Source organism: Gordonibacter sp. RACS_AR68 (assembly GCF_030418485.1).
Classification (GTDB): Bacteria; Actinomycetota; Coriobacteriia; order Coriobacteriales; family Eggerthellaceae; genus Gordonibacter; species Gordonibacter urolithinfaciens.
Map to the genome: position 1 here is coordinate 53,893 of NZ_JAIPUP010000004.1, position 21,973 is coordinate 75,865.

Here is a 21,973-nt window from a genome sequence, read left to right on the forward strand (position 1 = left end):
CCCGCCTCACCTCCCGGCGGCGCCGGGAGCGCCGGCCGCCCCGGCGGCCCCGGCCGCGAGCGCGTCCACGAGCTGCGGCCCGATGGCCGTCACGTCGCCCGCGCCCATGGTGATGACCAGGTCGCCCTCCGCGGCCTTCGCCGCCAGGTACGGCACCACCTCCACGCGGCGCGGCACGTAGGCCGCCTCGGGGTGCCCCGCATGGTCCAGCACCACGTTCAGGAACGTCTTGCCGCTCACGCCGGGCACGGGCGCCTCGCCCGCCGGGTACACGTCCATGAACGTGACGGTGTCGGCCGCGTCGAACGCGCTGCCGAACTCGTCCTTCAGCACCTCGGTGAACAGCGGCACGCGCGAGTAGCGGTGCGGCTGGAACAGCACGTGCACGTGGCGGAAGCCCAGCTGCGACGCCGCGCCGATGGTGGCGGCGATCTCGGTGGGATGGTGCGCGTAGTCGTCCACCACGGTGATGCCGGCAGCCTCGCCCACGAGGTCGAAGCGGCGGCGCACCCCGGCGAACCCGGCCATGGCGCGGGCAGCGGCCTCGGCGTCCATGCCGAGCGCGTCCGCGAGCACGATGACGCCGGCGGCGTTCAGCACGTTGTGGCGGCCCGGGTTCTGCTTGACGTGGGCGGACAGCTGGCGGCCGTCGGGCAGGGCCAGCACGAAATCGCTGCCCACGCCCTGCGGCTCGAAGGACACGATGCGCGCGTCGCAGCCTTCGCCGAAGCCGTACGTGACCAGCGTGCGGCCCGCGGCGCGCGCAAGCGCCGCAAGCTGCTCGTCGTCGCCGCAGGCCACCACCACGCCGCCGTCCGCAGGCACCGAGCCGATGAACGCGGCGAACTTCTCGTAGATCTCGTCGAGGTCGCGGTAGTGGTCCAGGTGGTCGGCCTCGATGTTCGTCACGAGCACCGCGCGCGGCGACAGGTACGTGAACGACTTGTCGCTCTCGTCGGCCTCCACCACGTAGTGCCGGCCCGACCCCGAGTGCGCGTTCGTGCCGTAGGAGCGCACGATGCCGCCGATGAGGAACGTGGGGTCCTCGCCCATGGCGTCCAGCACGCTGGCCAGCATGGACGACGTGGTGGTCTTGCCGTGCGTGCCCGCCACGGCAAGCGTCTCCAGGTCGCGGCCCAGGTGCGCGAGCATCTGCGCACGGTGCCAGATGGCCAGGCCCCGCTCCTTGGCGGCGATGAGCTCGGGGTTGTTGTCCAGGATGGCCGTGGACACCACCACCACGTCGGGCGAGGCGTCGTCGCGCCCGGGGCCGCCCGGCAGGTTGGCCGGGTCGTGGCCGATGCGCACGTCGATGCCGGCGGCCTTCAGCTGCTTGGTGTAGCGGCTCTCCTTGAGATCCGACCCGCTCACGCGCAGGCCCTGGTCGAAGGCGACGCGCGCGATGCCGCTCATGCCCACCCCGCCCACGCCGACGAAGTGAACCGATTCTATGCGCTGTGTGTCCATGATATCCTTAACTGCCCTTCCCTCGGGTGCGCTTCCATGGTAGCCAACGTTCGCTACCGCGCGGCCCCCATCACAACATCTGCCAATTTGGCGGCCGCGTCGGCCGTCTTCTGCGCGCGCGCCGCAGCGGCCATGCGCTCCCGCACGGCCGCGTCGTCCAGGAGCGAGCGCACGAGCCGCGCGAACTCCGGCCCCTCCACGTCGGCGTCCGCCAGCATGTACGCGCAGCCCGCCTCCACGTAGGCGCGCGCGTTCGTGGTCTGGTGGTCCTCCGTGGCGAATGGGAACGGAACGAGCAGCGCCGGGATGGCGCGCGCCGATATCTCCGCGAGCGACGTGGCCCCCGCGCGCGACACGATGGCGTCGGCGGCGGCCATGGCCTCGCCCATATGGTCCGTGTAGCCGAACAGGTGCCACCGCTTCTCCTCGGCGGGCGTGAGCGCCAGCTGCCCGGCGACGGCGTCGAGCTCCTTCGGGCCCGTCACGTGGACGACGTGCACGTCGCCGGCGGCCAGCAGCTCGTCCTTCAGCGCGCAGACGGCCTGGTTCAGGTGGCGCGCGCCCAGGCTGCCGCCCGTCACCAGCAGAAGGCGCGCGTCCTCGGGCACGCCGAAGCGCGCGCGCCCGTCCTCGCGCGTGGCATCGAACACGCTCTTGCGCACGGGATTGCCCGTGACGGCGATGCGCGAGCGCGCGCCTTCGTCGAGCGCACCGGCCGCATGTTCGTAGGTCAGGCACACGGCGGCGGCCCGCTTCGCCAGGTACTTGTTCGCCATGCCCATGACCGAGTTCTGCTCGTGCACCACCACGGGCACGCCCAGCTTCTCGGCCGCTCGCCCCACCGGGATGCACACGTAGCCGCCGAAGCCCACCACGACGTCGGCGCCGAGCTCGGCGAGCCACGCCTTCGCGCGCCCGGTGCTCCGCTGTATCTTCGCCACGGCCTTCGGCAGCGTGAGCGGATGGTTGCGGTTGAACCCCGCCGCCTCGAACGGCGTGAACGGGATGCCCGCCTCGGCCACGAGCCGCGCCTCCACGCCCTGGGGCGTGCCGGCGAAGCGCACGTCGCAACCGCGGGCCCGAAGCTCGTCGGCCAGCGCGAGCGCCGGGTTGATATGGCCGGCGGTCCCGCCGCCGGAAAGTACGACCAACATGCTTACCTCCTGCCTCGGCGCGCCGACGAGCCGGATGCACCCGACCGCCCCGCGCCCGCGTTGTCGCGCCGCCTCGAGCGCGAGCTCACCGCGTCCCACCCGATGCCGTCGGACGATGCCGACGACGAAGCCGTCCCGCCGCGCTTGCCCGCACGCCCGGACCCTCCCGCGCCCGCGCCTCCGCGGCTGCCGCCGGAGCGCGGCTCGTCCGGCTCGGCGCGCACGATGCGCAGGTCGGCGCGCCGCCGCGCGGGCGCGAGCGAGTCGTCCACCGCCCCCTGCGACACGGACAGGATGAGCGCCACCATGATAAACGTGGCGATGAGCGACGAGCCTCCCGACGAGATGAACGGCAGCGGCTTGCCCACGACGGGGAACCAGCCCATGACCATGGCTATGTTCAGGAACGCCTGGAACACGATCATGATGGTGCAGCCGCCCGCCACCATGGTGCCGAAGTTGTCGGGCGCCGTGCGCGCGATGCGCATGCCCGCCCACAGCACGAGCAGGAACAGCGCGATCACCGCGACCGCCCCCACCAGGCCCAGCTCCTCGCCGATGATGGCGAAGATGAAGTCGGTGTCGGACTGCGTGAGGTACAGGTACTTCTCGTGCGAGTTGCCCAGCCCCACGCCGAAGAGCCCCCCGCCGGCAAGCGCGTAGAGCGAATGGATGAGCTGGTAGCCGTTGCCGTAGCCCCCCTCGCCGTCGTTCCACGGATTCAAGAACACCATCAGGCGCTCGCGGCGGTACTCCGTGCCGAAGATGCCCACCATGCCCAGCGCCACCACCACGCCCACCACGACGAGCATGGTCCGCGCGGGAACCTCGCCCAGCCACATGACCGCAAGGATGCCCACGACGCAGATCATGGCCGTGCCCAAGTCGGACTGGGGACCCAAGATGACGAGCACCGGCGCCAGCACCAGAAGAAACACCATCACGAAGAACTGCGGTACCGAAAGCGTCCCCTCGCGGAAGTCGTCGAAGAGCCGCGCAGCCACCAGCACGAGCGCGATCTTCGCGAACTCCGAGGGCTGCAGGCTTGCCGGACCGAGCACGAGCCAGCGCTGCGCGCCCCACTCGTCCTCGCCCGCCCCCGAGAACATGGTGGCCACCAGCAGCACGAACGCGAGAAGCCACACCGCCCACACCAAATTGCCGCGCCAAACGGAATAGGGGACGAACTTCCACACGGCCAGCGCGACCACGATGCCCACGACGGCGAACTTGATCTGGCTGAGCGTGTCGGCCATGGGATCGACCGTCGCCACCGCGTCGGCCGACGCGGAAGCCAGCGCGATGACCGACGACGTGGAGTAGATCATGACGAAGCCGAGCAGCGTGAGCGCCAGCACGGACAGCATGAGGACGAGCCGGGGGCCCATGATATGCGCAGGTATCCCCTGCCTGTCGACGCGTGCGGCGGCCATGGAGGCCCTTACGCTTCCACGCGCGCGGAGCGTTCGGCCACGAGCGCCTTGAACGCACGGCCGCGCTCCTCGTACGAGCCGAACTCGTCGAACGACGCGCAGGCCGGCGACAGCAGCACGACGTCGCCCGCGCCCGCGATGGCAAGCGCCGCGTCGAGGGCGTCCTCCAGGTGCGATGCCTGGAGGACGGCGAAGTCGCTGCCGTCCCGACCCGCAGGTCCACCAAGGTCAGCGAGGGTTTCCCCGGCGCCCCGCATCGTGGGGAGGGCGAGGGCGTGGCGTACTTCGGTACGCGAGTCCTCGGCCTCGCCGCGAGGCGGGGTGCCGGGGGAAGCCGCGGCATCGGCCGGTTCCGACGGCCGGCAGCCCACCGGAGCCCCGAACGCCGTCGCGAAGCGCGGGCCCGCCGCCCCGAAGCAGACGACGCCGCGCGCGCGGGCGCGGGCGGCCGCCACGAGGGGGGCCAGGTCGGTGCCCTTGTCGTCGCCGCCGAGCAGCACGATGGGGCGCGTCTCGGGGAACGCGGCCAGCGCGGTGAGCGTCGCGTCGACGTTCGTGGCCTTGGAGTCGTTGTAGCAGGTCACGCCCGCAACGGTGCCGCAGGGCTCGATGCGGTGCTCGAGCGGCTTGAACGAGCGCAGATGCGCCGCCACGTCGGGGTCGTCCACGCCGAGCGCGAACGCGGCGGCTGCCACGGCCAGCGCGTTCGAGGCGTTGTGCGCGCCCTTGACCTGCAAGTCGCCGGCACGCCCCGCCTTGTGCTCCTTGCCGTCCAGCGCCACGCACAGCATGCCGTCGGCATCGAGGAACGCGGCGTTGTCGCTGCCGCACCGCGCGCGCATGTCGCCGCCCAGGCCCTCGGCCGTGCCCATCGGCACGTACGCGAAGCCGCGCCCGCCCTCGCCCAGCGCGCGCAGGCGGCGCACCTCGGCACGCACGACATCGTTCGTCGCATCGAGCACGGCCACGGCCCCCGGCACGCCGGCCAAGTTCGCCAGCAGCTTGAGCTTCGCGTCGCGGTACGCCTCGAAGCTGCGATGCCAGTGCAGGTGGTCGGGCGTGATGTTCAGCAGCACGGCCACGTTAGGCGCGAAGCGCACCGTGGACGCCAGCTGGTAGGACGACACCTCGGCCACGTACACGTCCGTGGCGCCCGCGCCCACCGCGGAGATGCACGGGTCACCGATGTTGCCGACGGCGGCAGCGGCCAGGCCGGCGCCCGCCAGCACATGCGCGGCGAGCGCGCAGACCGTCGTCTTGCCGTTCGTGCCCGTCACGGCCACCCAGCGGCTGTCGGCGGCGCTCTCGCGCCAGGCGAACTCGACCTCGCTCACCAGCTCGGAGCACGAGGCGGCCGCCGCCTGGTAGAACGCCGAGAACTGCGGGATGCCGGGACTCGCTATGCCAAGGTCGAAAGCCGGCGCGGCGCCGGCTTCCCGCGCGGCGCCGCCATCGCCGCCCGCACCTTGCGCGGCCCTTGCGGCCAGCTCCGCCACGGCGCCGTCGCCGAACGCCACGAGCGCGCCGCGCGCCGCCGCCTCGGCAGCGAACGCCTCGGAGGCCTCCGTGCGCGCGCCGGCCGCCACGGCCAGCGCGTCCACGCGCCCGCCCACCAGCGGCAGCAGGTACTCCACGGCCGCCCGGCCGCTCTTCCCCAGCCCCAAAACGAGCACGCGCCCGAGGTGCTGCGGCGCGTGCTTCCTTCCCGGTATCAGGTCCCCGCGCGCCATCCGCTACGCCACCGCCATGAGCGTCTGGGCGAAGTACAGCGAGAAGCCGCAGGCCGCCAGCACGCCCGACACGATCCAGAAGCGCACGACCACCTTCGTCTCGCTCCACCCCTTCTTCTCGAAGTGGTGGTGCAAGGGCGCCATGAGGAAGATGCGCTTCCTCGTCTTCTTGTAGTAGAACACCTGGATCATGACGGACAGGGCCTCGGCCACGAACAGGCCGCCGATGATGATGGACACGAACTCGGTCTTCGTGAGCACGGCCAGGCACCCCAGCGCCATACCGAGCGCGAGCGAGCCGGTGTCGCCCATAAAGATGTCGGCCGGGAACGAGTTGAACCACAGGAAGCCGATGCACGCGCCCGCGAGCGCCGCCGCGAAGATGGCGGGCTCCAGCATATCGGAGCGGTACGCGATGGCGGCCATCACTATCATCACGATCATCACCGTGCCCGCCGCCAGGCCGTCCAGGCCGTCGGTGAGGTTCACGGCGTTGCACATGCCCACCAGCAGGATGTTCGCGAATATCAGGTAGAGCCACGGGATGGCTATGCCGTCGCCCACGGGCACCACCGTGGTGAGCAGCCCCAGGTCGAACGTGTACACGAAGGGTATCTCCACCGTGGGGGCCACCCCCAGCCAGTTCACCGCCACGAGCGTGAACACGGTGGCGATGGCGAACTGGCCCGCGAGCTTCGCCTTCGGCGTGAGGCCGAGCGAGCGCTCCTTCACCACCTTCGAGGCGTCGTCCACGAGCCCCAGAAGGCCCGTGAGCACGGTGGCGCCCAGGAGCAGGAACGTCTCGGGCGTGGGCATGCCGATGACGAGCGCCGTGGCTATCACGGCCACGAGCATGATGACGCCGCCCATGGTGGGCGTGCCCTGCTTCACCAGGTGGCTCTCGGGCCCGTCGGCGCGCACCTGCTGGCCGATATGGCTCGACTTCAGGAACTTGATCCATACGGGCATGAGCACCATCGTGACCACGATGGCGGCCACGATGGCCAGGAACACGAGGAACGTCGGGTAGTGGGAGAATATCGCAAACATATCAGTTGACCAGTCCTTCGACCACGCGCTCGAGACCCATGAAGCGGGACGCCTTCACCAGCACGGCGTCGCCCGGCTCGAGGTACGTATCCATCTCTCCGAGCACGTCGGAGACCGTCGCCGCGCGCACGATGCGCGCCGCGTCCATGCCCTCCGCCTCGGCGGCGTCGGCGATACGCATCGCCAGCTCGCCTACGCACACGAGACGGTCGAGCGGCAGCGTTCCCGCCAGCTCGCCGACGCCCGCATGGCAGGCGCGCGCGAAGTCGCCGAGCTCGCCCATGTCGCCGAGCACCGCCACGCGGCGGCCCGGCACCTCCAGCGCGCAGAACGTGGTGAGCGAGGCGCGCATGGAGTCGGGGTTCGCATTGTAGGCATCGTTCACCACGGTGAAGCCGCCGCGCGCGGCGAGCACCTCCTGGCGCCCCGCCTCGGGCTCGGCGTGCGCGAGCGCCGCCGCCACGGCCGCAAGCGGCATGCCGAGCGCGCGGCCCACGGCCGCCGCGGCGCAGGCGTTGCCCACGTTGTGCAGCCCGCGCAGGTTGAGCGAGCAGGAGGCCTGCTCGCCGTGCGGGGCGGCCGCGTCCGAGCCGCCGAAGCCGGCGGCGTGCAGCTCAAAGCGCGGGCGGCCCTGCTCGTCCAGCTCCACCTGCTCGGCCCACACGGCCGGGCGCACCACGTCGGCCGCATCGGCGGCCACGCGGCGTGCGGCCGCGTCCGGCGAGCCGTCGAAAAGCACGCACGGCACGCGCCGGGCGTCCAGCCGGGCCTCGGCGCGCACGAAGCCCGCGAAGTCGTCGGCCGCGTTCACGAACGCGAGTCCCGTGCCCTCCGGCAGCTCGCGCAAGAGCTCCGCCTTGGCGCGCGCGATGTTCTCGCGGCTGCCCAGAAGCTCGATGTGGCTCTCGCCCACGTTCACCACCAGGCCCCAGTCGGGGCGCACGAACGAGCACAGCTCGGCTATCTGGCCGGTGCCGCGCATGCCCATCTCCACCACCACGGCCTCCGTCTCCGGTTCGGCCGAGAGCAGCGTTTTGGGAACGCCCAGCTCGTTGTTCTGGTTGCCCACCGTGGCCACCACGGAATGCGCGGCCGCCAGCACGTCGCGCACGAGGTTCTTCGTGGTGGTCTTGCCCGTTGAGCCCGTGAGCGCGATCACGCGCCCCTGCAGGTGGGAGCGCCACTCGCGCGCAAGATCGGTCACGGCGCCCGCCGTGTCGGGCACGTCGATGACGGCTGCGCCCAGCTCGCGTGCGAGCGCCCGCACGTCCTCGGCCACCGGCTGCATGACCAGCGCGCCCAGCGCGCCCGCGGAGAGCGCCGCGGCCACGAAGTCGTGCCCGTCTGCGCGCTCGCCCGGCAGCGCCACGTACAGGTCTCCCGCGCACACGTCGCGGGAGTCCCAGGTAATGCCCGTGAGCAGCGCACGGGGATCGAGCGGCTCCACGGCGAACGTCCCGCCCGTGTAAGCCGCGATCTGCTTCGCGTTCAGGCGCATAGGCTACTCAGCGCCCTTCTCGTCCAAAAGGCCTCCGAACGCACGGTTCAGCTCTTCGGCCGCAACCACGCGGTCGTCGAAGGAGAGCACCTCGTCGCCCACCAGCTGGTAGTCTTCGTGGCCCTTGCCCGCGATGAGCACGGAGTCGTCGGGCTCGGCCCATTCCAGCGCCAGCGCGATGGCCGCGCGGCGGTCGGGCTCCACGGCGAAGCGGCCCTCGCCCGAGCCCATGCCGCCCACGATGTCGTCGATGATGGCCAGCGGGTCCTCGTGGCGCGGGTTGTCGCTCGTCACCACGGCGTAGTCGGCCGCGAGGGCGGCCTTGCCCATGATGGAGCGCTTCGAGGCGTCGCGGTCGCCGCCGCAGCCGAACACGCAGATGGTGCGCCCGCGCGTCAGCGCCTTAATGGACGCGAGCGCCTTCTCCAGGGCGTCGGGGGTATGCGCGTAGTCGACGAACACGCTCACGCCGCCGTCGCACGTCACGCTCACGCGCTCCAGGCGGCCGGGGATCTGCGGGGCCTCCTCCAACGCCTCCACGATCACGCTGGGCGGGAAGCCCAGCTGCAGCCCGATGCCGAACGCGCACATGACGTTCTCCACGTTGAACTTGCCCACGAGCGGGTAGTCGAAGCGGTAGCGGCTTCCGCGCACGTCCAGCTCGACGGTGGTGTGCGTGGGGGCGTACCGCACGTCCACGGGATGGATCTGCGCCGCGGCGTCGAAGCCCGTCGTGACGACGCCGTCCTCGTTCGTGGAGCAGCGGCGCAGAAGCTCCTTGCCCCACTTGTCGTCGATGCAGATCACGCGCTTGGCCGGATAGTCCTTCGAGAACAGGCGCGCCTTGGCCTCGAAGTAGGCCTCGAACGTGTGGTGGTAGTCCAGGTGGTCCTGCGTGAGGTTCGAGAACGCGGTCACGGCGAACGTCGTGCCCCACGTGCGCTCCAGGTCGAGCGCATGCGAGCTCACCTCCATGGCCACCACGCCGCAGCGCTCGTCGCGCATGCGCGCGAAAAGCTGCTGCAGGTCGGGCGACTCGGGCGTCGTGTGCGCCGTCTTCTCCTGCTCTCCGCCGATGCGCACGCCCACGGTGCCGATGACGCCCGTGCGCTTGCCGGCCACGTGCGCGATGTGCTCCACGAGGTAGGTGGTGGTGGTCTTGCCGTTCGTTCCGGTGATGCCCACGAGCGCGAAGTCCTTCGACGGGTGGTCGTAGAAGTTCGCCGACGCGGCCGCCATGGCCTTGCGCGTGTCGGCCACCACCACCTCGGTCACGTCGGTGGCGTCGGCCAGGTACACCTTGCGCTCCACCACGAGCACCTTGGCGCCGCGGTCGATGGCGTCCTGCGCGAAGGAATGGCCGTCCGCCGTCAGGCCCACGATGCAGAAGAACGCGTCGCCCGGCTGCACGCGGTCGCTGCGGTAGGCGATGCCGCCCACTTCCTCGTCGGCGTTGCCGATGACGGTGCAGTCAATTCCTGCGAACAGGTCGGTGCAGGTTTTCCCCATGGCTTGTCCTCACTCAGGCATTATCTGGAATCGGTCGATGGCAGTTGACATTATATCCTTAAACACCGGCGTGACGATGGAACCGTATTCCGTCTCGTTGGCACCCACAAAACAAACCAATTGGGGACCCGTGGAGTCGGCTATGAAGCCGGTGAACGCCATGTTGTACACGCCCTTGCGGTAGCCGCCGTTCACCTCGTCGTAGATCTCCGCCGTGGACGTCTTGCCCGCCACGTTGTACCCCTCGATGGCGGCATCTTTGCCCGTACCCTCGGTGACGACGGTTTTCAACATGTCGGTCATGTCGGCGACCGCCTTCTCGCTGCCGATGACCTTCTCCGTGGCGTATTCGGGCGTCTCGCCGGACTGCGGTTTGCCGATGAGGAAGTGGGGCGTGCACTCCACCCCGTTGTTTGCCAGCGCCCCGTAGAAGCGCGTCATCTGCAGCGGCGTCACCGATACGCCCTGGCCGAAGCTGATGTTGTAGGCCTGCACCTTGCCCCACTTGTCGAACGGAAGGAGCGCCCCCAGGTACTCGGTGCCCTCCTCGCCCTCGCCGGGGTAGTCCACGCCGGTGCGCGTGTGCAGGTTGTACTCGTTTATCTTGTTGTACAGGTTCTCGAAACCCGATACGCCGTTCGCGGTGGCGTTCTCCGTGGCCAGCGAGATGCCCACGTTCGACGACTGGTCCATGATCTGCTCCAGCGTGAAGGTGGCGTCGCCGCGGTCGTGCGCGTCGGAGATGATGTAGCCGTCCGCCTCGATCTCGCTCGGGCAGAACAGCTCGCTCTCGGGCGTCATGGTGCCCGACTCCAGAATGGCCATGGCCGAGACGGACTTGAAGATGGAGCCGGGCTCGAACAGGTGCGTGACCACCTTGAGCTCCGTCGCACCGGCCGGGATGTTCTCGCGATCGTTCGGGTCGAGCAGCGGAAGCGACGCGGCGGCGTAGATCTCGCCCGTCTCGGCGTCCATGACCACGGAGCTGCCGCCGTTGGAGGTGAGCCCCTCCTTGTCGGCCAGCAGGCGGTCCTCCACGTACTGCTGCAGCTCTATGTCCACGGATATGATGATGTCCTGGCCGTCCACGGCGGGCGTCTCCTCGTGCACGCCGCCGGGGATGGGCGTGCCGTCGCGGCCGCGCTCGGCCTCGTAGCGGCCGGGCTCGCCGGACAGGATGTCGTCGTAGTACTTCTCCAAACCGCTCAGGCCGTTGCCGTCGATGTCGGTCAGGCCGACGATCTGCGCGCCCACCCGCCCGTTGGGATAGGTGCGCTTCGTGTCGGCGATGAAGTAGATGCCCTTGAGGTCCAGGGCGCGCACCTGGTCGGCCACGGCGGTGTCGGCCTTGCGCTGGATGAAGGCGAACGTAGAGGTGCCGGCGGACAGCGCGTTCTGGTAGTCGGCCGCCTCGCCGCCCAGCACGCCGGCCAGCGCCGCGGCCGTGCCCGGCAGGTCCTCCACCTCGGAAGGATTGGCGTAGATGGTGGTGGCATCCACGCTCACGGCCAGCACCGTGCCGTTGCGATCGTAGATGGTGCCGCGCCGAGGCTCGATGTCGAAACCCACGGTGCGCGCCTGCTCGGCCTGCGAGGCGTACGAAGGAGCCACGATGACCTGCAGGTACACCAACCGCACGAGAAAGAGGGCCGCTATGACGGCGAAGGCGACAAGGGGGATGAACGCGCGGCTCGAATCAGCTGCGAAACCGGGAGCCGATGCGCGCGGCGCGCCCGGGCGGCGCGGGGCGCGCGGGGTGTGGGGCCGTCCCGCCACGCCGCTACTCCGCGGCGCCGGCGGCGATCTGCACGCTCTTGGAAAGCGACAGGTTCCCGGCCTCGTCGGTGGCGACGACGTCGGTGCCCAGGTCGATGACGCCGACGCTCTCGGGCGCGGCCATCTTGAGGCGGCTCGCCTCGGCCTTCACGCGCGTGGGGTTGGAAAGCGAGCTCTGCTGCACTTCCAGGTTGTTCCCGCTGGCGCGGGCGTCGCTTATCTGGCTTTCGAGCTGCTGCGACTGCACGGACGTGGCCACGGTCGCCGATCCGATGGCAATGCGGGCAAAGCACAAGAGCGCCGCCACCACCAGCACCACGGCGAGCGTCTTGGCCATGAACACGACGGTGGAGGGAATGGTCTGGGTGCTTGTGCGGGTGCCCTGGCCCGGCACGACGCGAACGCGCGGGCGTTCGGGACGCTCGGGTACGCGCTCGGAATAATTGTAGGAAAACGCCGGTGCGGCTCCTGCCATGACCAACCTCCTTTTCTTCGTTTCTGGCTGCGGTTTCGGTGGTCGCGGTGCTGTTTATGATGTTGCTTGCAAGGCGGCCGGGACCAAGGCCCCGGCCGGATAGGTCGGTTTCAGCGTTTTCGGGCGACGCGCAGCTTGGCGCTGCGTGCCCGGGGATTGCGCTCTATCTCCCCTGCCGTGGGCAGAAGCGGCTTGCGCGTGACCAGGTCGAGTATCGGCTCCTTGCCGCACACGCACACCGGAAGGTCCGGCGGGCAGGTGCAGCGGTTCGCATACGCGTTGAAGGTCTCCTTCACGATGCGGTCTTCGAGCGAATGGTAGCTGATGACCACGAGGCGCCCGCCCGGATTGAGCCAGCGGACGGCGGCGTCGAGACCTCGACGCAGCACGTCCAGCTCCGAGTTGACTTCTATCCGAAGCGCCTGGAACGTCCGTTTCGCCGGATGCCCCCCGGCGCGGCGCGCCGAGGCCGGTATGGCGGCCTTGATGATGTCCACGAGCTGCTCGCTCGTCTCTATCCTCCCATTCGCCCGCGACCGCACGATGAAACCTGCGATGCGGCTGGCCCATTTCTCGTCCGAGTAGGCACGGATGATCCGAGTGAGATCTGCTGCGTTGTAGGTGTTCACGATCTCTGCTGCGGTTAGGGTGGTTTTCCCCGGATCCATCCGCATATCAAGGGGGCCGTTCTCCTTGAAGGAGAAGCCGCGGGACGGTGTGTCTATCTGCACCGACGAGACGCCCAGGTCGAAGAGGAACGCATCGACCCCAGGTACCTCGGCGCTGACGAGAAGGTCGTCCATATCCCCGAAGTTGCCGCGCAAGAGCTCCAAGTTGGGGCGTTGCTCGTCGGGCAGTGCCTCGAGCCGGGAGCGGGCGGCGGCGAGCGCCACCTCATCCTGGTCGATGCCGATGAGCGTGCCCCCCGGACCTACGAGCTTGGCCATTTCAAGGGAATGCCCTGCCCCGCCGAGTGTTGCGTCCACGAACGTTTGCTGTGGTTTGAGGTTCGATTGTTCGAGGCACTCGGCAAGCAGAACGGGGGTATGCTGGAATTCATGTTGCCGATATTCGCTTGTCATTGCGCTCACGTCCTACGATCAGCCGAACAGGACACCGAGGTCGGTGTCGTCGTCCTGCGCCTCGTAACGCTTCGCGTCCCACACTTCGAAGTAGCCCGTGTTGCCCACGACGACGACGTCCTTGTCGATGTCCGTCGCCTCGCGCGCCTCCGTCGGGAGCATGATGCGCCCGGAGCCGTCCACTTCCACGTCCTTCGCGCGGGCCTTGAGCTTGCGGCGCAGGCGCACGTGCAGGTCGTTGGAGGAGTCGTACTTGCCGAACTTGTCCTCGAACACCTCCGCGACCCAGGCGTTGAAGCCACGGGGCTCGAAGACGTAGAGGCACTCGTCCTTCGGATTGCGGGTTACCACCAAGTCGGTCGAAAGCACCTTGCGGAATTTCGCGGGCAGGGACATACGGCCCTTGGCATCGACCTTGAAACGGAACTCGCCGTTGAGGTCGACGATATGCGCCGCCCCCTCCGTGCTCTCCGTTGTGTCGACGACCTCCGCCATGCCATCCTTTCCGCGTGCAGCCGTTCGGCCCTTTCGATGTTTGGCATTCTATCCCACTTCGCCCCACTTCGCAACATTTATGGGGTATTCCGCCCCCTTTTTGCCGTGATGAAACCCACTGTTCACCCACCCGTCATTCATTTTCCAGCACGCGGAAAATCGGCCATACCACGGGTAGGCAGAGCCGCGAAATCGTCCACAACATATGGATTCGCTGCCCGCCGTGGCACGAAGTGGGAGAATTTGTGACGCCCTCCCACCCCGCCCCACCGCAGACCCCGCAGGATCAACCGCTCGTTCAAGCGCTCCGGACATCGGGCCGGGAATCGGGGCCGGGGCGGAAGCGGAGGCGGGTGGGCACCGGGGCGGCGCCCGCGCGCTCCCAGCGCGTACCGGGCCTAAGCGGGGACGGGAACGGGGGCGGGGGTCCTGCACGGAGGAGGGGGCGGGTCGGGGGTCGGGCGGGGGCGTCACCCAGCAGCTCCAGTCAAGCCCGGCAGCAGCGCAAAGGGAGCAAGCAAAAGATCGAATTAGCGAACGGATGTTTCACGTGAAACATCCGTTTTGTAGCGATCCCTATTCCCGCACAAGCACACCACCCCTTTCCGAAGAAGCTGCGAGCCCGTCCCGCATGCGCCTCCAAACAGCACCCAAGAAGCTCCGCGCGCTCCCAGCGCGGGCGTACCCGGGCCTCGGCGATCAGCGGAGTATAATATTACCAATTCGTTCATGGACAAGATCGGAGCCTGTGGTAGGTTTTTTGCGACCGCGCGTAAGCAATTCCCGTAAAAGGCCTGGTCGCAAAAAGCATCTGGCGATTCAAACACCAGCAATCGCGCCATAGACCCGAATCTCGTCCACGCGGATTTGCGCCAGGCGCGCGACAGACTGCCCCACCGAATACGCATCGCTGCACGACGCACGCAGCAGGCCGCTGCCCGAGCGCAGATGATTGCGGTCGCATACGCAACAAGTCGCCGCGCCAGGCGCGGGCGACCGCACTGCGCACGCAACGGGCTCCTGCACCGAACGCGGGAGCATGCGTCGCGCATGCGACGGGGATGCTGCACCAAGCGCACGAGCCAGAGCGTTATCCACGCGAAGCGCCATGTGCATGACGAGCAGGTGCGCTATGCTCGCGGGCGTTGCGCGCGCGGGTGGGCGCTCAGATACTCCTCGCGGATGTGGGCGCGGCTCACGTGAGTGTATACCTGGGTGGTGGAGATGTCGGAGTGGCCGAGGATCTCCTGGATAACGCGCAGGTCCGCACCGCCTTCCAGCAGGTGGGTGGCGAAGGAGTGGCGGAGCGTATGGGGATGCAGGTTCGCCACGCCCACCAGGCGTCCGGCATCGGCGACGATGGCATGCACGCTCTGGCGCGTCAGGCGGCCACCGCGGGCGTTCAGGAACACCGCCGCCGTGGGCTTGGCGTAGGGCTTCGCAAGCGCGGGGCGGGCATGCTCCAGGTACGCGCCCAGCGCCTCGAGCGCAGCGCCCGAGATAGGGCTGATGCGCTCCTTGCCTCCCTTGCCCACGACGCGCAGGTACCCTTCCTCTAGGATGCAATCGCCCAGATCGAGTCCCGTGCACTCGCTCACGCGCAAACCGCAGCCGTACAGCACCTCCAGGATGGCGCGATTGCGCATCTCCGACGGACTGTCGCCCGTGCAGGCAGCCAGCATGGTTGACACCTGATTCACCGACAGCACGTCGGGCAGCCGCTCGGGGGGCTTGGGCAGCTGCAGCGTGTCGGTGGGGTTGCGGCGTGCATAGCCCTCGCGCACGAGGAAGCGGTGGAATCCCTTGATCACCGAAACGCGCCGATCCACGCTCGACGTGGCGTAGCCGCGGTCCACGAGGTCGGCCTCGTAGGCCACCACGCAGGCGCGGTCCACGTCATCGGCATTGTCCACTCCGCGCCCGTCGAGGAAGGCGGCGTAATCGCGCAGGTCGGTGGCGTACGCCGACACGGTGAGCGGCGAGGACCCCCGCTCCACGCGCAAGTGCGAGAGGTACTCTTCCATGAGCGTGCGCACGGCGTGCACATCCGCCCCCTTTCCAGCGGCCCTCGGGATCGCCTACGAGTATAGCACCGGCCTACCGGTCCTTAAGGGGGCTTTCGGCGCGCTGCCCAGCATGGGAGACGCTGCACTTCCCGCCGCGTCGCCCTGCCCGCGGCGAGTTTTTACACGCTGGCAACACCGGGTACGGCAAGTGCGATATACTTTGGTTCGCGCGCGTACGCGCATCACCGTCTTCTCACGAAAGGGGCGCCGCAGACCCATGCGCATAGGATTCGACAACGACCAGTATATCGCGCTGCAGGCAGAGCACATCCGCAACCGCATCGACCAGTTCGGCGGCAAACTCTATCTGGAGTTCGGCGGCAAGCTCTTCGACGACTACCATGCCTCGCGCGTGCTGCCCGGCTTCGAACCCGACTCCAAGATCCGCATGCTGAAGAGCCTCATCGACGACGCCGAGATCATCATCGCCATCAACGCGAACGACATCGAGAAGAGCAAGGTGCGCGGCGACCTGGGCATCACCTACGACGAGGACGTGCTGCGCCTCATGGACATCTTCCGCGGCATGGGCTTCGCCACCAGCGGCGTGGTCATCACCCATTACACGAACCAGCCCTCGGCCGAGGCGTTCCGCAAGCGCCTGGACAGCCTGGGCATCCGCAGCTACCTGCACTACCCCATCCCCGGCTACCCCTACGACATCGACCGCATCGTGAGCGACGAAGGCTATGGGCGCAACGAGTTCATCGAGACCACGCGGCCGCTCGTGGTGGTGACGGCCCCCGGCCCCGGCAGCGGCAAGATGGCCACGTGCCTCTCGCAGCTCTACCACGAGCACAAGCGCGGGGTGGCGGCCGGCTACGCGAAGTACGAGACGTTCCCCATCTGGAACCTGCCGCTCAAGCACCCGGTGAACATAGCCTACGAGGCGGCCACCGTCGACCTGAACGACGCGAACACCATCGACCCGTTCCATTTGGAAGCGTACGGCGAGACCACGGTGAACTACAACCGCGACGTGGAGATATTCCCCGTGCTGAAGGCCATGATGGAGCGCATTTCCGGCGAGAGCCCGTACCAGTCGCCCACCGACATGGGCGTGAACATGGCGGGCAACGCCATCGTGGACGACGAGGCCGTGCGCGAGGCCGCGAAGATGGAGATCGTGCGCCGCTACTTCCAGACCGCCGTGGAGACGCGCCGCAGCGGCACGGGCCAGGAGCACGTGGAGAAGCTGGAGCTGCTGATGAACCAGGCCGGCGTGAACGCGAGCTTCTCGCCGGCCCGCTCGGCCGCGCTGCTGAAGGAGGAGACAACCGGCGGCCCGGTGGGCGCCATGGTGCTGCCGGACGGCTCGGTGGTCACGGGAAAGACGTCGTCGCTTCTGGGCGCGGCGTCGTCGCTCATGATGAACGCGCTCAAGGGCGTCTCCGGCGTCGACGACGAGATCGACGTCATCAGCGACGAGGTCATCGAGCCCATCTGCCGCCTGAAGACCGACTGCCTGCACAGCCGCAACCCGCGCCTGCACTCCGACGAGACGCTCATCGCGCTGTCCATCAGCTCCGCCACCGACCCGCTTGCCGCCAAGCTCATCGAGCACATCGACGACCTGCGCGGCTGCGACGCGTACTTCTCGGTCATCATCTCCTCCACCGACGAGAAGCTCTACCGTACCCTCGGCATCAACGTCTGCTGCGAGCCCAAGTACGAGCAGCACCGGTACTATCACAAGTAAAACGGCGCGCGCAACGAACGCTATCGAACGCCCCCCTCACCTCAGAATTCCAAGGCGAGGGGGGCGTTCTCACGAGGGCTCTCAAAACACCGGCAAAACCTTGCACGGATCTTTCCAAAACCTTGCAGGAATCCAGTGCATTTTCGTTCAATTTTCTGCTTTTTACCAGGCTAAATAGCCTCTATCCAAGTGCGCGTTCAAGGCGTAGAATGAGTGTGCCGGCGGTGTCCGCGCTCGGGTGGCGCTTCTTTCGAGAGGAGTGTTCGCCTATGAACGCAGTTCTAGAAATTCTTAACGCCTACGCAGCGATAGCCACGCTCGCGAGTTTCTTCCTCGCCTTGTGGACGAACCATAAGAACGCGGACGAAGCAGGGAGGGAACCAGGAGATGGTAAAGGCCGGGATTAACCCGGCCTCCCACTAGTACCCGCGCCGCCCAACCTGGATGGTGAAGCCCGTTAAACTCGCCGTCCTGGGCACCGCCGGTAATTTGCATTATAGCGACTCGATGCCATCAAATGCAAGAAGGCCGGCCTCGCATATTAGAGGCGACACGTTCGCCGCAACCACTGGAATGAAAAGATTGCTCCAAGGGAAGCAAGCCGATCAGGCGGCTGAGACTATCCAGATCATGGAGCCGTAGGTGAAGCCGGAGTCGCCGGAGGCGATGACGGCGTCGAGCAGGGTGCGCATGCCGTAGTCGGTGAAGGTGCCGTGCCAGACAAGCTGGGTGCCCATGTCGCCGGCGGCGAGGATGACGGGGCGGTCGAACGTCACCTCCAGGCCGAGCGGTGTGAAGCGGGCGTCCTGCACGAACGTCGTGGCGCCGCCCTGGGTGGAGAGCGACCACGAACCGCCCGGCAGGTCCATGTCGGAGCGCTTGAGGCGCGCACCCGTGATGGCCACGGCGCGCTCGGAGCGGTTCGCCACCATGACAGGGATGGTGGCGCTGTTGAGGTCGTCCTCGCCCAGCATCATGGAAACCGATGAGGGGATGGTGATGTTGACCTGGACAGCCTCTTCCTCGGGGGCGTCCGGCGCGGCGGAATCGGCTTCGGGCTCGGGCATTTCCTCCATCGGAGCGAGGGGCTCGTCGCTTTCAGGCAGCGGCGCCTCCACAGCGTCCTCGGCGGGATCGTCAGCGGGCTTGTCGGAGGGGTCGTCGGCGGGAGCCTCGGGGTCGGCCGGCTCCTCGACCGCAGGCAGCCCGGGCGCGTCGGGGTTCACGAGCGCGCGGCCGTCGAGGTCCCACGCGTAGGCGAGCACGTTCTCGTCCGTGCCACGGTAGACGGTGGACAGCGGCTCGTCGGGCGGCTCGGCGAAGCCAAAGCACTCCTCGAGGATCGCATCGTCAGCGAACGCGAGATCGTCCGGCAGCTCCACGAGCTTCGGGCAGTCGAAGAACGCGCGCGTGAGGTCCTTGACGTCGGCGGGGACGTTTGCGACCTCCTCGAGGTTCGCGCACCCCTCGAACCAGTGCGCCAGGCTGGCAGGCTCCACCGCGTCGGCGAACACGACGCGCTTGATGTCGTCTGCCACGCCATCCGCAAGCCACGGCACCTCGTCGGCACTCTCGAACGCGAGGGTATCCCCCGCCCCGTCCACGACGAACGTCCCATCATCCCACAACTCGGCAACGACCGCCGCAGTCTCGTCGAGCCCGATGGGCCAGGCGTTCTCGTACTCGGGAACGGTAGGAGTTGAAGGGGGCTCGACCGGAGCGGTTGGCATTGCAGGTTTAGTCGAGGGAGTTGCGACGATCACGTTGTCCTTATCGTCGACGAGAATAGGAGCTTCGACGGAATTCGTCGCATCGGATGCAGTTTCAGAAGTAGCTTCCATCGAAAAAGACATTTCGCCAGAAGTCGCCTTCGAAGCAGCAAACGAGTAAGTTGCCGGCCACAAATTGAAAATCAGAAAGAGGCAAAGTAGCAAAGCCGCACCCTCTACGGATGCGGCTTTGCTAAAGATGTGTCTTAATGTCCTCAAACGAAAAAATCCTAGTCCGCCCAGCAAACTGACGCTGTACCAGAGTTATGCAGCAGGAGTAGCACTAGGGATGCCGACAGTCCAGACAAGATGGAATGGAGTGATTGCCTTATTTTCGTTTTCAGCTGTCATATTCTTCATAACCAACTCAGTAATAGAGCAAGTGAGACCAGAGGTCGGATCGATAACTCCAGGCGTATCGAACGTTTTCGCCGTCTCAGTGATCCCGCTAATCTCGAAAGCTCCAGAAGCATCACTACCTACCTGAATTTTTGCAGCAACCGCATTTTGAGCAGTCATGCTTGCTTGACCAGAAATAGTGAATCCGTCCTCCTTTACTGCCTTTACGCTTTTCACAACCACCTGATACGGGCCTGTTACAGTGAAGTTCATATCGCCTTTGGCGTTTAACGTTCCGTCGTTTTTCAAAGCAACCGACACGCTAGTTGGGACCGAGGCAGACAACTGAGCTGAGGGAGTCGTAACTTCAACGTTTGTGTTGTTGTCCGAATCCGCCCCGAACGCCGTTCCCGCACAAAGTCCCGTCAGCATCGTGGCGGCGCATACGCCTACCAGACCCCGCTTGACGTAGTTGAACCGGCTCGTCTTCGTCATGATACTTTCCCTTTCCTGATGTGCCCTTACGTTGTCTGACATGCTCTGACTATCTCTCGTCGAAGGTTGTCTTAGCCTTCGACGCGTAACGTGATCTCGGCGGCCGCTTGGCCGGTCTTCTTATGCGTCTCGCGGTCATAACCTGTGAACGTGGCCACGGCGGCGTACTCTCCGGGCTCCAGGTCGCGCGACAGCTTGATGTTCTGGATGTGCTGGTCGGGCGCGATGGCGCCGGACTCGTAAACCGTTTCTTCGGTATCCTTGAGCGTGATGGTCACCTTCTGGTCCATCGGGTTCGCAGCGATGTTCTCGATGCGCGCCTCGCCCTCGGACGCGCCGTCGGGGAACGTGATGACGGCGGCGATGGAGATGTTCATCATGCCCTTCGCCACCTCCTCGTTCAGGGCGGCTTGGATCTCTTCCTTGGACTTGCCTTCGAACTGGCCCTGGGCGGCATTCGAGTCGAACCAGTCCTCCACGGCCGGCTGCTGCGTCAGCACGACGCCCGCGGTAACGGCGGCAGCCACGGCTACCACGGCCACCAGGCCGGCGAAGACGTGCTTGGACATCCCGAGAATCTTCCCGGTTTTCTTGGCCGTCTCGACGGCAGCGTTCGTTGCAGTTGAATGAGAGTCAGAAGCCCCGGTTTGGGAGGCCTGTTCGGCAGATGTCGAATCAGGAACGGCACCCGAACCCTGCTTGCCCGCGGCACTATCGGCGGTGTTTCCGCCATCCGCCTGGTGCGAGGAAGCATTCAGTTCGGTGTCGTCTACTGGAAAGCTCTGCGTGCTCTGGCTGTCTTGCTTGCTCATACGTATAACCCCTTGGTCCGGTTCGCATGCTGAGGCATGGAACTTAGTAAGCTAAGATACGACAGGGGGGGTGGCGAAGTCAACCGAGACCGGATACAACGATTATTCTATTTTCGGCATATAGGCAGGTAAAATCCCAGTAGAACACGCATATTTATCAACACGCATGCACCTAGAAGAACACCCGCGCCGCATGCTCGTAGAAGCCTTCCCGCTGGTAGCGCAGCAGTACCGTGGGGGTGTCGCCGCGGCGGACGTAGACGCGGCGCACGGGGCGCTCGAACTCCAGCAGCTCGCCGTCGACGAACAGCGTGGCCTCGCGGGTGTCGGCGTTGTGCGACAGGTCCATCTCCACCACGTCGTTGGACGCCGTGACGATGGCGCGCGAGTGCAGCGTATGGGGCGCGAGCGGCACGGCCACGAGACCCGCGAAGCCCGGCGACACGAGCGGCCCGCCGGCCGAGAGCGCGTAGGCCGTGGAGCCCGTTGCCGTGGCCACCACCAGGCCGTCACCGCGCATGTCGGCGATGTGCGCACCCGAGATGCTCAAGCCGAAGTCGATGATGCGGCCATGCGCGCCGCGCGTCACCGCCAGCTCGTTGAGCGCGAAGAACGTGCGCGCATCGCTTCCGCAGGGGAACCCGGATGCGGAGGGCGCCCCGTCGGGCCTTCCCTCTTCGTCGGGACCGTCTGACATGAGGTCGTCGTCGCCCCAGCGGTCCCGCTCGCCCTCGCACACCACGTCGATGCGCAGGTTCGTGCGCTGTTCGGCCACCACGTCGCCGGCGAGCGCGGCGGCCACCACGGCCACCACCCCCTCGTCGCTCGTGTTCGCCAAGAAGCCCAGGCGGCCGAAGTTCACCCCCAGGATGGGCACGCCCGACGTGCCGATCTGGCGCGCCGTGCGCAGGATGGTGCCGTCGCCGCCCAGCACCACGGCCATCTCCACCCCGTCGGCAAGCGCCGCGTTCAGCCCTTCGTGGTCGCCGCGGCACGACAGGTCCGACGAGTCCACGAGCGTGTAATCCGCTCCCTGCGTGGCCAGGTACGTGGCCAGCAAAAGCGAGGCGTCCACGGCCTTCGAGTTGGAATTATTGCGTACGATGAGGATGCGCATGAGGGTC

17 protein-coding genes are annotated in these 21,973 nt (G+C 67.2%); 1 reads left to right on the top strand and 16 read right to left on the bottom strand.

Going from position 1 to position 21,973, the window contains the following annotated elements:
* Positions 1-6: 6 nt before the first annotated feature.
* The 12 genes from murC to K9U15_RS09520 form a co-directional block, all read right to left on the bottom strand.
* A complete protein-coding gene (murC, locus tag K9U15_RS09465) occupies positions 7-1,467 on the bottom strand; it encodes a UDP-N-acetylmuramate--L-alanine ligase (protein ID WP_096226911.1) in 1,461 nt (486 codons plus the stop codon).
* Between the two features lie 53 nt (positions 1,468-1,520).
* Positions 1,521-2,621 carry an undecaprenyldiphospho-muramoylpentapeptide beta-N-acetylglucosaminyltransferase gene (gene murG, locus K9U15_RS09470; RefSeq protein WP_096226912.1) on the bottom strand — a complete coding sequence of 367 codons (1,101 nt, stop codon included), beginning with the start codon at positions 2,619-2,621 and terminating at the stop codon, positions 1,521-1,523.
* A gap of 2 nt (positions 2,622-2,623) precedes the next feature.
* Entirely contained in the window at positions 2,624-4,054 is a 1,431-nt protein-coding gene (locus K9U15_RS09475; protein ID WP_096226913.1) for an FtsW/RodA/SpoVE family cell cycle protein, read from the bottom strand.
* 8 nt (positions 4,055-4,062) lie between these two features.
* Complete coding sequence (gene murD, locus K9U15_RS09480) at positions 4,063-5,784, bottom strand: UDP-N-acetylmuramoyl-L-alanine--D-glutamate ligase (protein WP_123649920.1); 1,722 nt, start codon at positions 5,782-5,784, stop codon at positions 4,063-4,065.
* A 3-nt stretch (positions 5,785-5,787) separates the two neighbouring features.
* The gene (gene mraY / locus K9U15_RS09485; RefSeq protein WP_123674693.1) at positions 5,788-6,834 is read right to left on the bottom strand and encodes a phospho-N-acetylmuramoyl-pentapeptide-transferase; all 1,047 of its coding nucleotides are present in this window, start codon (positions 6,832-6,834) and stop codon (positions 5,788-5,790) included.
* 1 nt (position 6,835) lies between these two features.
* Positions 6,836-8,332, bottom strand: coding sequence for a UDP-N-acetylmuramoyl-tripeptide--D-alanyl-D-alanine ligase (gene murF / locus K9U15_RS09490; RefSeq protein WP_096226916.1), 1,497 nt, complete (start codon positions 8,330-8,332; stop codon positions 6,836-6,838).
* Positions 8,333-8,335: 3 nt separating this feature from the next.
* Positions 8,336-9,841, bottom strand: coding sequence for a UDP-N-acetylmuramoyl-L-alanyl-D-glutamate--2,6-diaminopimelate ligase (locus K9U15_RS09495; protein ID WP_096226917.1), 1,506 nt, complete (start codon positions 9,839-9,841; stop codon positions 8,336-8,338).
* 9 nt (positions 9,842-9,850) lie between these two features.
* Positions 9,851-11,617: a penicillin-binding protein 2 gene (locus K9U15_RS09500; RefSeq protein ID WP_087191992.1), complete on the bottom strand. Its 1,767-nt coding sequence runs from the start codon at positions 11,615-11,617 to the stop codon at positions 9,851-9,853.
* A 4-nt stretch (positions 11,618-11,621) separates the two neighbouring features.
* Positions 11,622-12,092, bottom strand: a complete 471-nt coding sequence (locus K9U15_RS09505) for a cell division protein FtsL (RefSeq protein ID WP_096226918.1) — start codon at positions 12,090-12,092, stop codon at positions 11,622-11,624.
* 110 nt (positions 12,093-12,202) lie between these two features.
* The gene (rsmH, locus tag K9U15_RS09510; RefSeq protein ID WP_301155970.1) at positions 12,203-13,174 is read right to left on the bottom strand and encodes a 16S rRNA (cytosine(1402)-N(4))-methyltransferase RsmH; all 972 of its coding nucleotides are present in this window, start codon (positions 13,172-13,174) and stop codon (positions 12,203-12,205) included.
* An 18-nt stretch (positions 13,175-13,192) separates the two neighbouring features.
* Entirely contained in the window at positions 13,193-13,669 is a 477-nt protein-coding gene (locus K9U15_RS09515; RefSeq protein ID WP_087191989.1) for a division/cell wall cluster transcriptional repressor MraZ, read from the bottom strand.
* A 1,130-nt stretch (positions 13,670-14,799) separates the two neighbouring features.
* Positions 14,800-15,693: a site-specific tyrosine recombinase gene (locus K9U15_RS09520; protein WP_301156106.1), complete on the bottom strand. Its 894-nt coding sequence runs from the start codon at positions 15,691-15,693 to the stop codon at positions 14,800-14,802.
* A gap of 259 nt (positions 15,694-15,952) precedes the next feature.
* Here K9U15_RS09520 and K9U15_RS09525 point away from each other — a divergent pair, with 259 nt between their 5' ends.
* Positions 15,953-17,434, top strand: a complete 1,482-nt coding sequence (locus tag K9U15_RS09525) for a DUF1846 domain-containing protein (protein ID WP_096226920.1) — start codon at positions 15,953-15,955, stop codon at positions 17,432-17,434.
* Between the two features lie 605 nt (positions 17,435-18,039).
* On the opposite strand, the gene K9U15_RS09530 is transcribed toward K9U15_RS09525, so the two are convergent.
* The 4 genes from K9U15_RS09530 to K9U15_RS09545 form a co-directional block, all read right to left on the bottom strand.
* A complete protein-coding gene (locus K9U15_RS09530; protein WP_231897334.1) occupies positions 18,040-19,164 on the bottom strand; it encodes a hypothetical protein in 1,125 nt (374 codons plus the stop codon).
* Positions 19,165-19,467: 303 nt separating this feature from the next.
* A complete protein-coding gene (locus K9U15_RS09535) occupies positions 19,468-20,037 on the bottom strand; it encodes a hypothetical protein (protein ID WP_301155971.1) in 570 nt (189 codons plus the stop codon).
* Between the two features lie 71 nt (positions 20,038-20,108).
* Entirely contained in the window at positions 20,109-20,606 is a 498-nt protein-coding gene (locus K9U15_RS09540; protein WP_231897335.1) for a hypothetical protein, read from the bottom strand.
* 415 nt (positions 20,607-21,021) lie between these two features.
* A complete protein-coding gene (locus K9U15_RS09545) occupies positions 21,022-21,966 on the bottom strand; it encodes an NAD(+)/NADH kinase (RefSeq protein ID WP_301155972.1) in 945 nt (314 codons plus the stop codon).
* Positions 21,967-21,973 lie beyond the last annotated feature (7 nt).

What these genes read in the sequence shown, in the direction of transcription:
- murF (WP_096226916.1), bottom strand. Translation starts at nt 8,332, where the DNA reads ATGCGCCTGAACGCGAAGCAGATCGCGGCTTACACGGGCGGGACGTTC.
- K9U15_RS09530 (WP_231897334.1), bottom strand. Translation starts at nt 19,164, where the DNA reads ATGCCAACCGCTCCGGTCGAGCCCCCTTCAACTCCTACCGTTCCCGAG.
- K9U15_RS09540 (WP_231897335.1), bottom strand. Translation starts at nt 20,606, where the DNA reads ATGTCCAAGCACGTCTTCGCCGGCCTGGTGGCCGTGGTAGCCGTGGCT.
- rsmH (WP_301155970.1), bottom strand. Translation starts at nt 13,174, where the DNA reads ATGACAAGCGAATATCGGCAACATGAATTCCAGCATACCCCCGTTCTG.
- K9U15_RS09520 (WP_301156106.1), bottom strand. Translation starts at nt 15,693, where the DNA reads ATGGAAGAGTACCTCTCGCACTTGCGCGTGGAGCGGGGGTCCTCGCCG.
- K9U15_RS09535 (WP_301155971.1), bottom strand. Translation starts at nt 20,037, where the DNA reads ATGACGAAGACGAGCCGGTTCAACTACGTCAAGCGGGGTCTGGTAGGC.
- K9U15_RS09495 (WP_096226917.1), bottom strand. Translation starts at nt 9,841, where the DNA reads ATGGGGAAAACCTGCACCGACCTGTTCGCAGGAATTGACTGCACCGTC.
- murC (WP_096226911.1), bottom strand. Translation starts at nt 1,467, where the DNA reads ATGGACACACAGCGCATAGAATCGGTTCACTTCGTCGGCGTGGGCGGG.
- murD (WP_123649920.1), bottom strand. Translation starts at nt 5,784, where the DNA reads ATGGCGCGCGGGGACCTGATACCGGGAAGGAAGCACGCGCCGCAGCAC.
- K9U15_RS09505 (WP_096226918.1), bottom strand. Translation starts at nt 12,092, where the DNA reads ATGGCAGGAGCCGCACCGGCGTTTTCCTACAATTATTCCGAGCGCGTA.
- K9U15_RS09545 (WP_301155972.1), bottom strand. Translation starts at nt 21,966, where the DNA reads ATGCGCATCCTCATCGTACGCAATAATTCCAACTCGAAGGCCGTGGAC.
- K9U15_RS09475 (WP_096226913.1), bottom strand. Translation starts at nt 4,054, where the DNA reads ATGGCCGCCGCACGCGTCGACAGGCAGGGGATACCTGCGCATATCATG.
- K9U15_RS09515 (WP_087191989.1), bottom strand. Translation starts at nt 13,669, where the DNA reads ATGGCGGAGGTCGTCGACACAACGGAGAGCACGGAGGGGGCGGCGCAT.
- mraY (WP_123674693.1), bottom strand. Translation starts at nt 6,834, where the DNA reads ATGTTTGCGATATTCTCCCACTACCCGACGTTCCTCGTGTTCCTGGCC.
- K9U15_RS09525 (WP_096226920.1), top strand. Translation starts at nt 15,953, where the DNA reads ATGCGCATAGGATTCGACAACGACCAGTATATCGCGCTGCAGGCAGAG.
- murG (WP_096226912.1), bottom strand. Translation starts at nt 2,621, where the DNA reads ATGTTGGTCGTACTTTCCGGCGGCGGGACCGCCGGCCATATCAACCCG.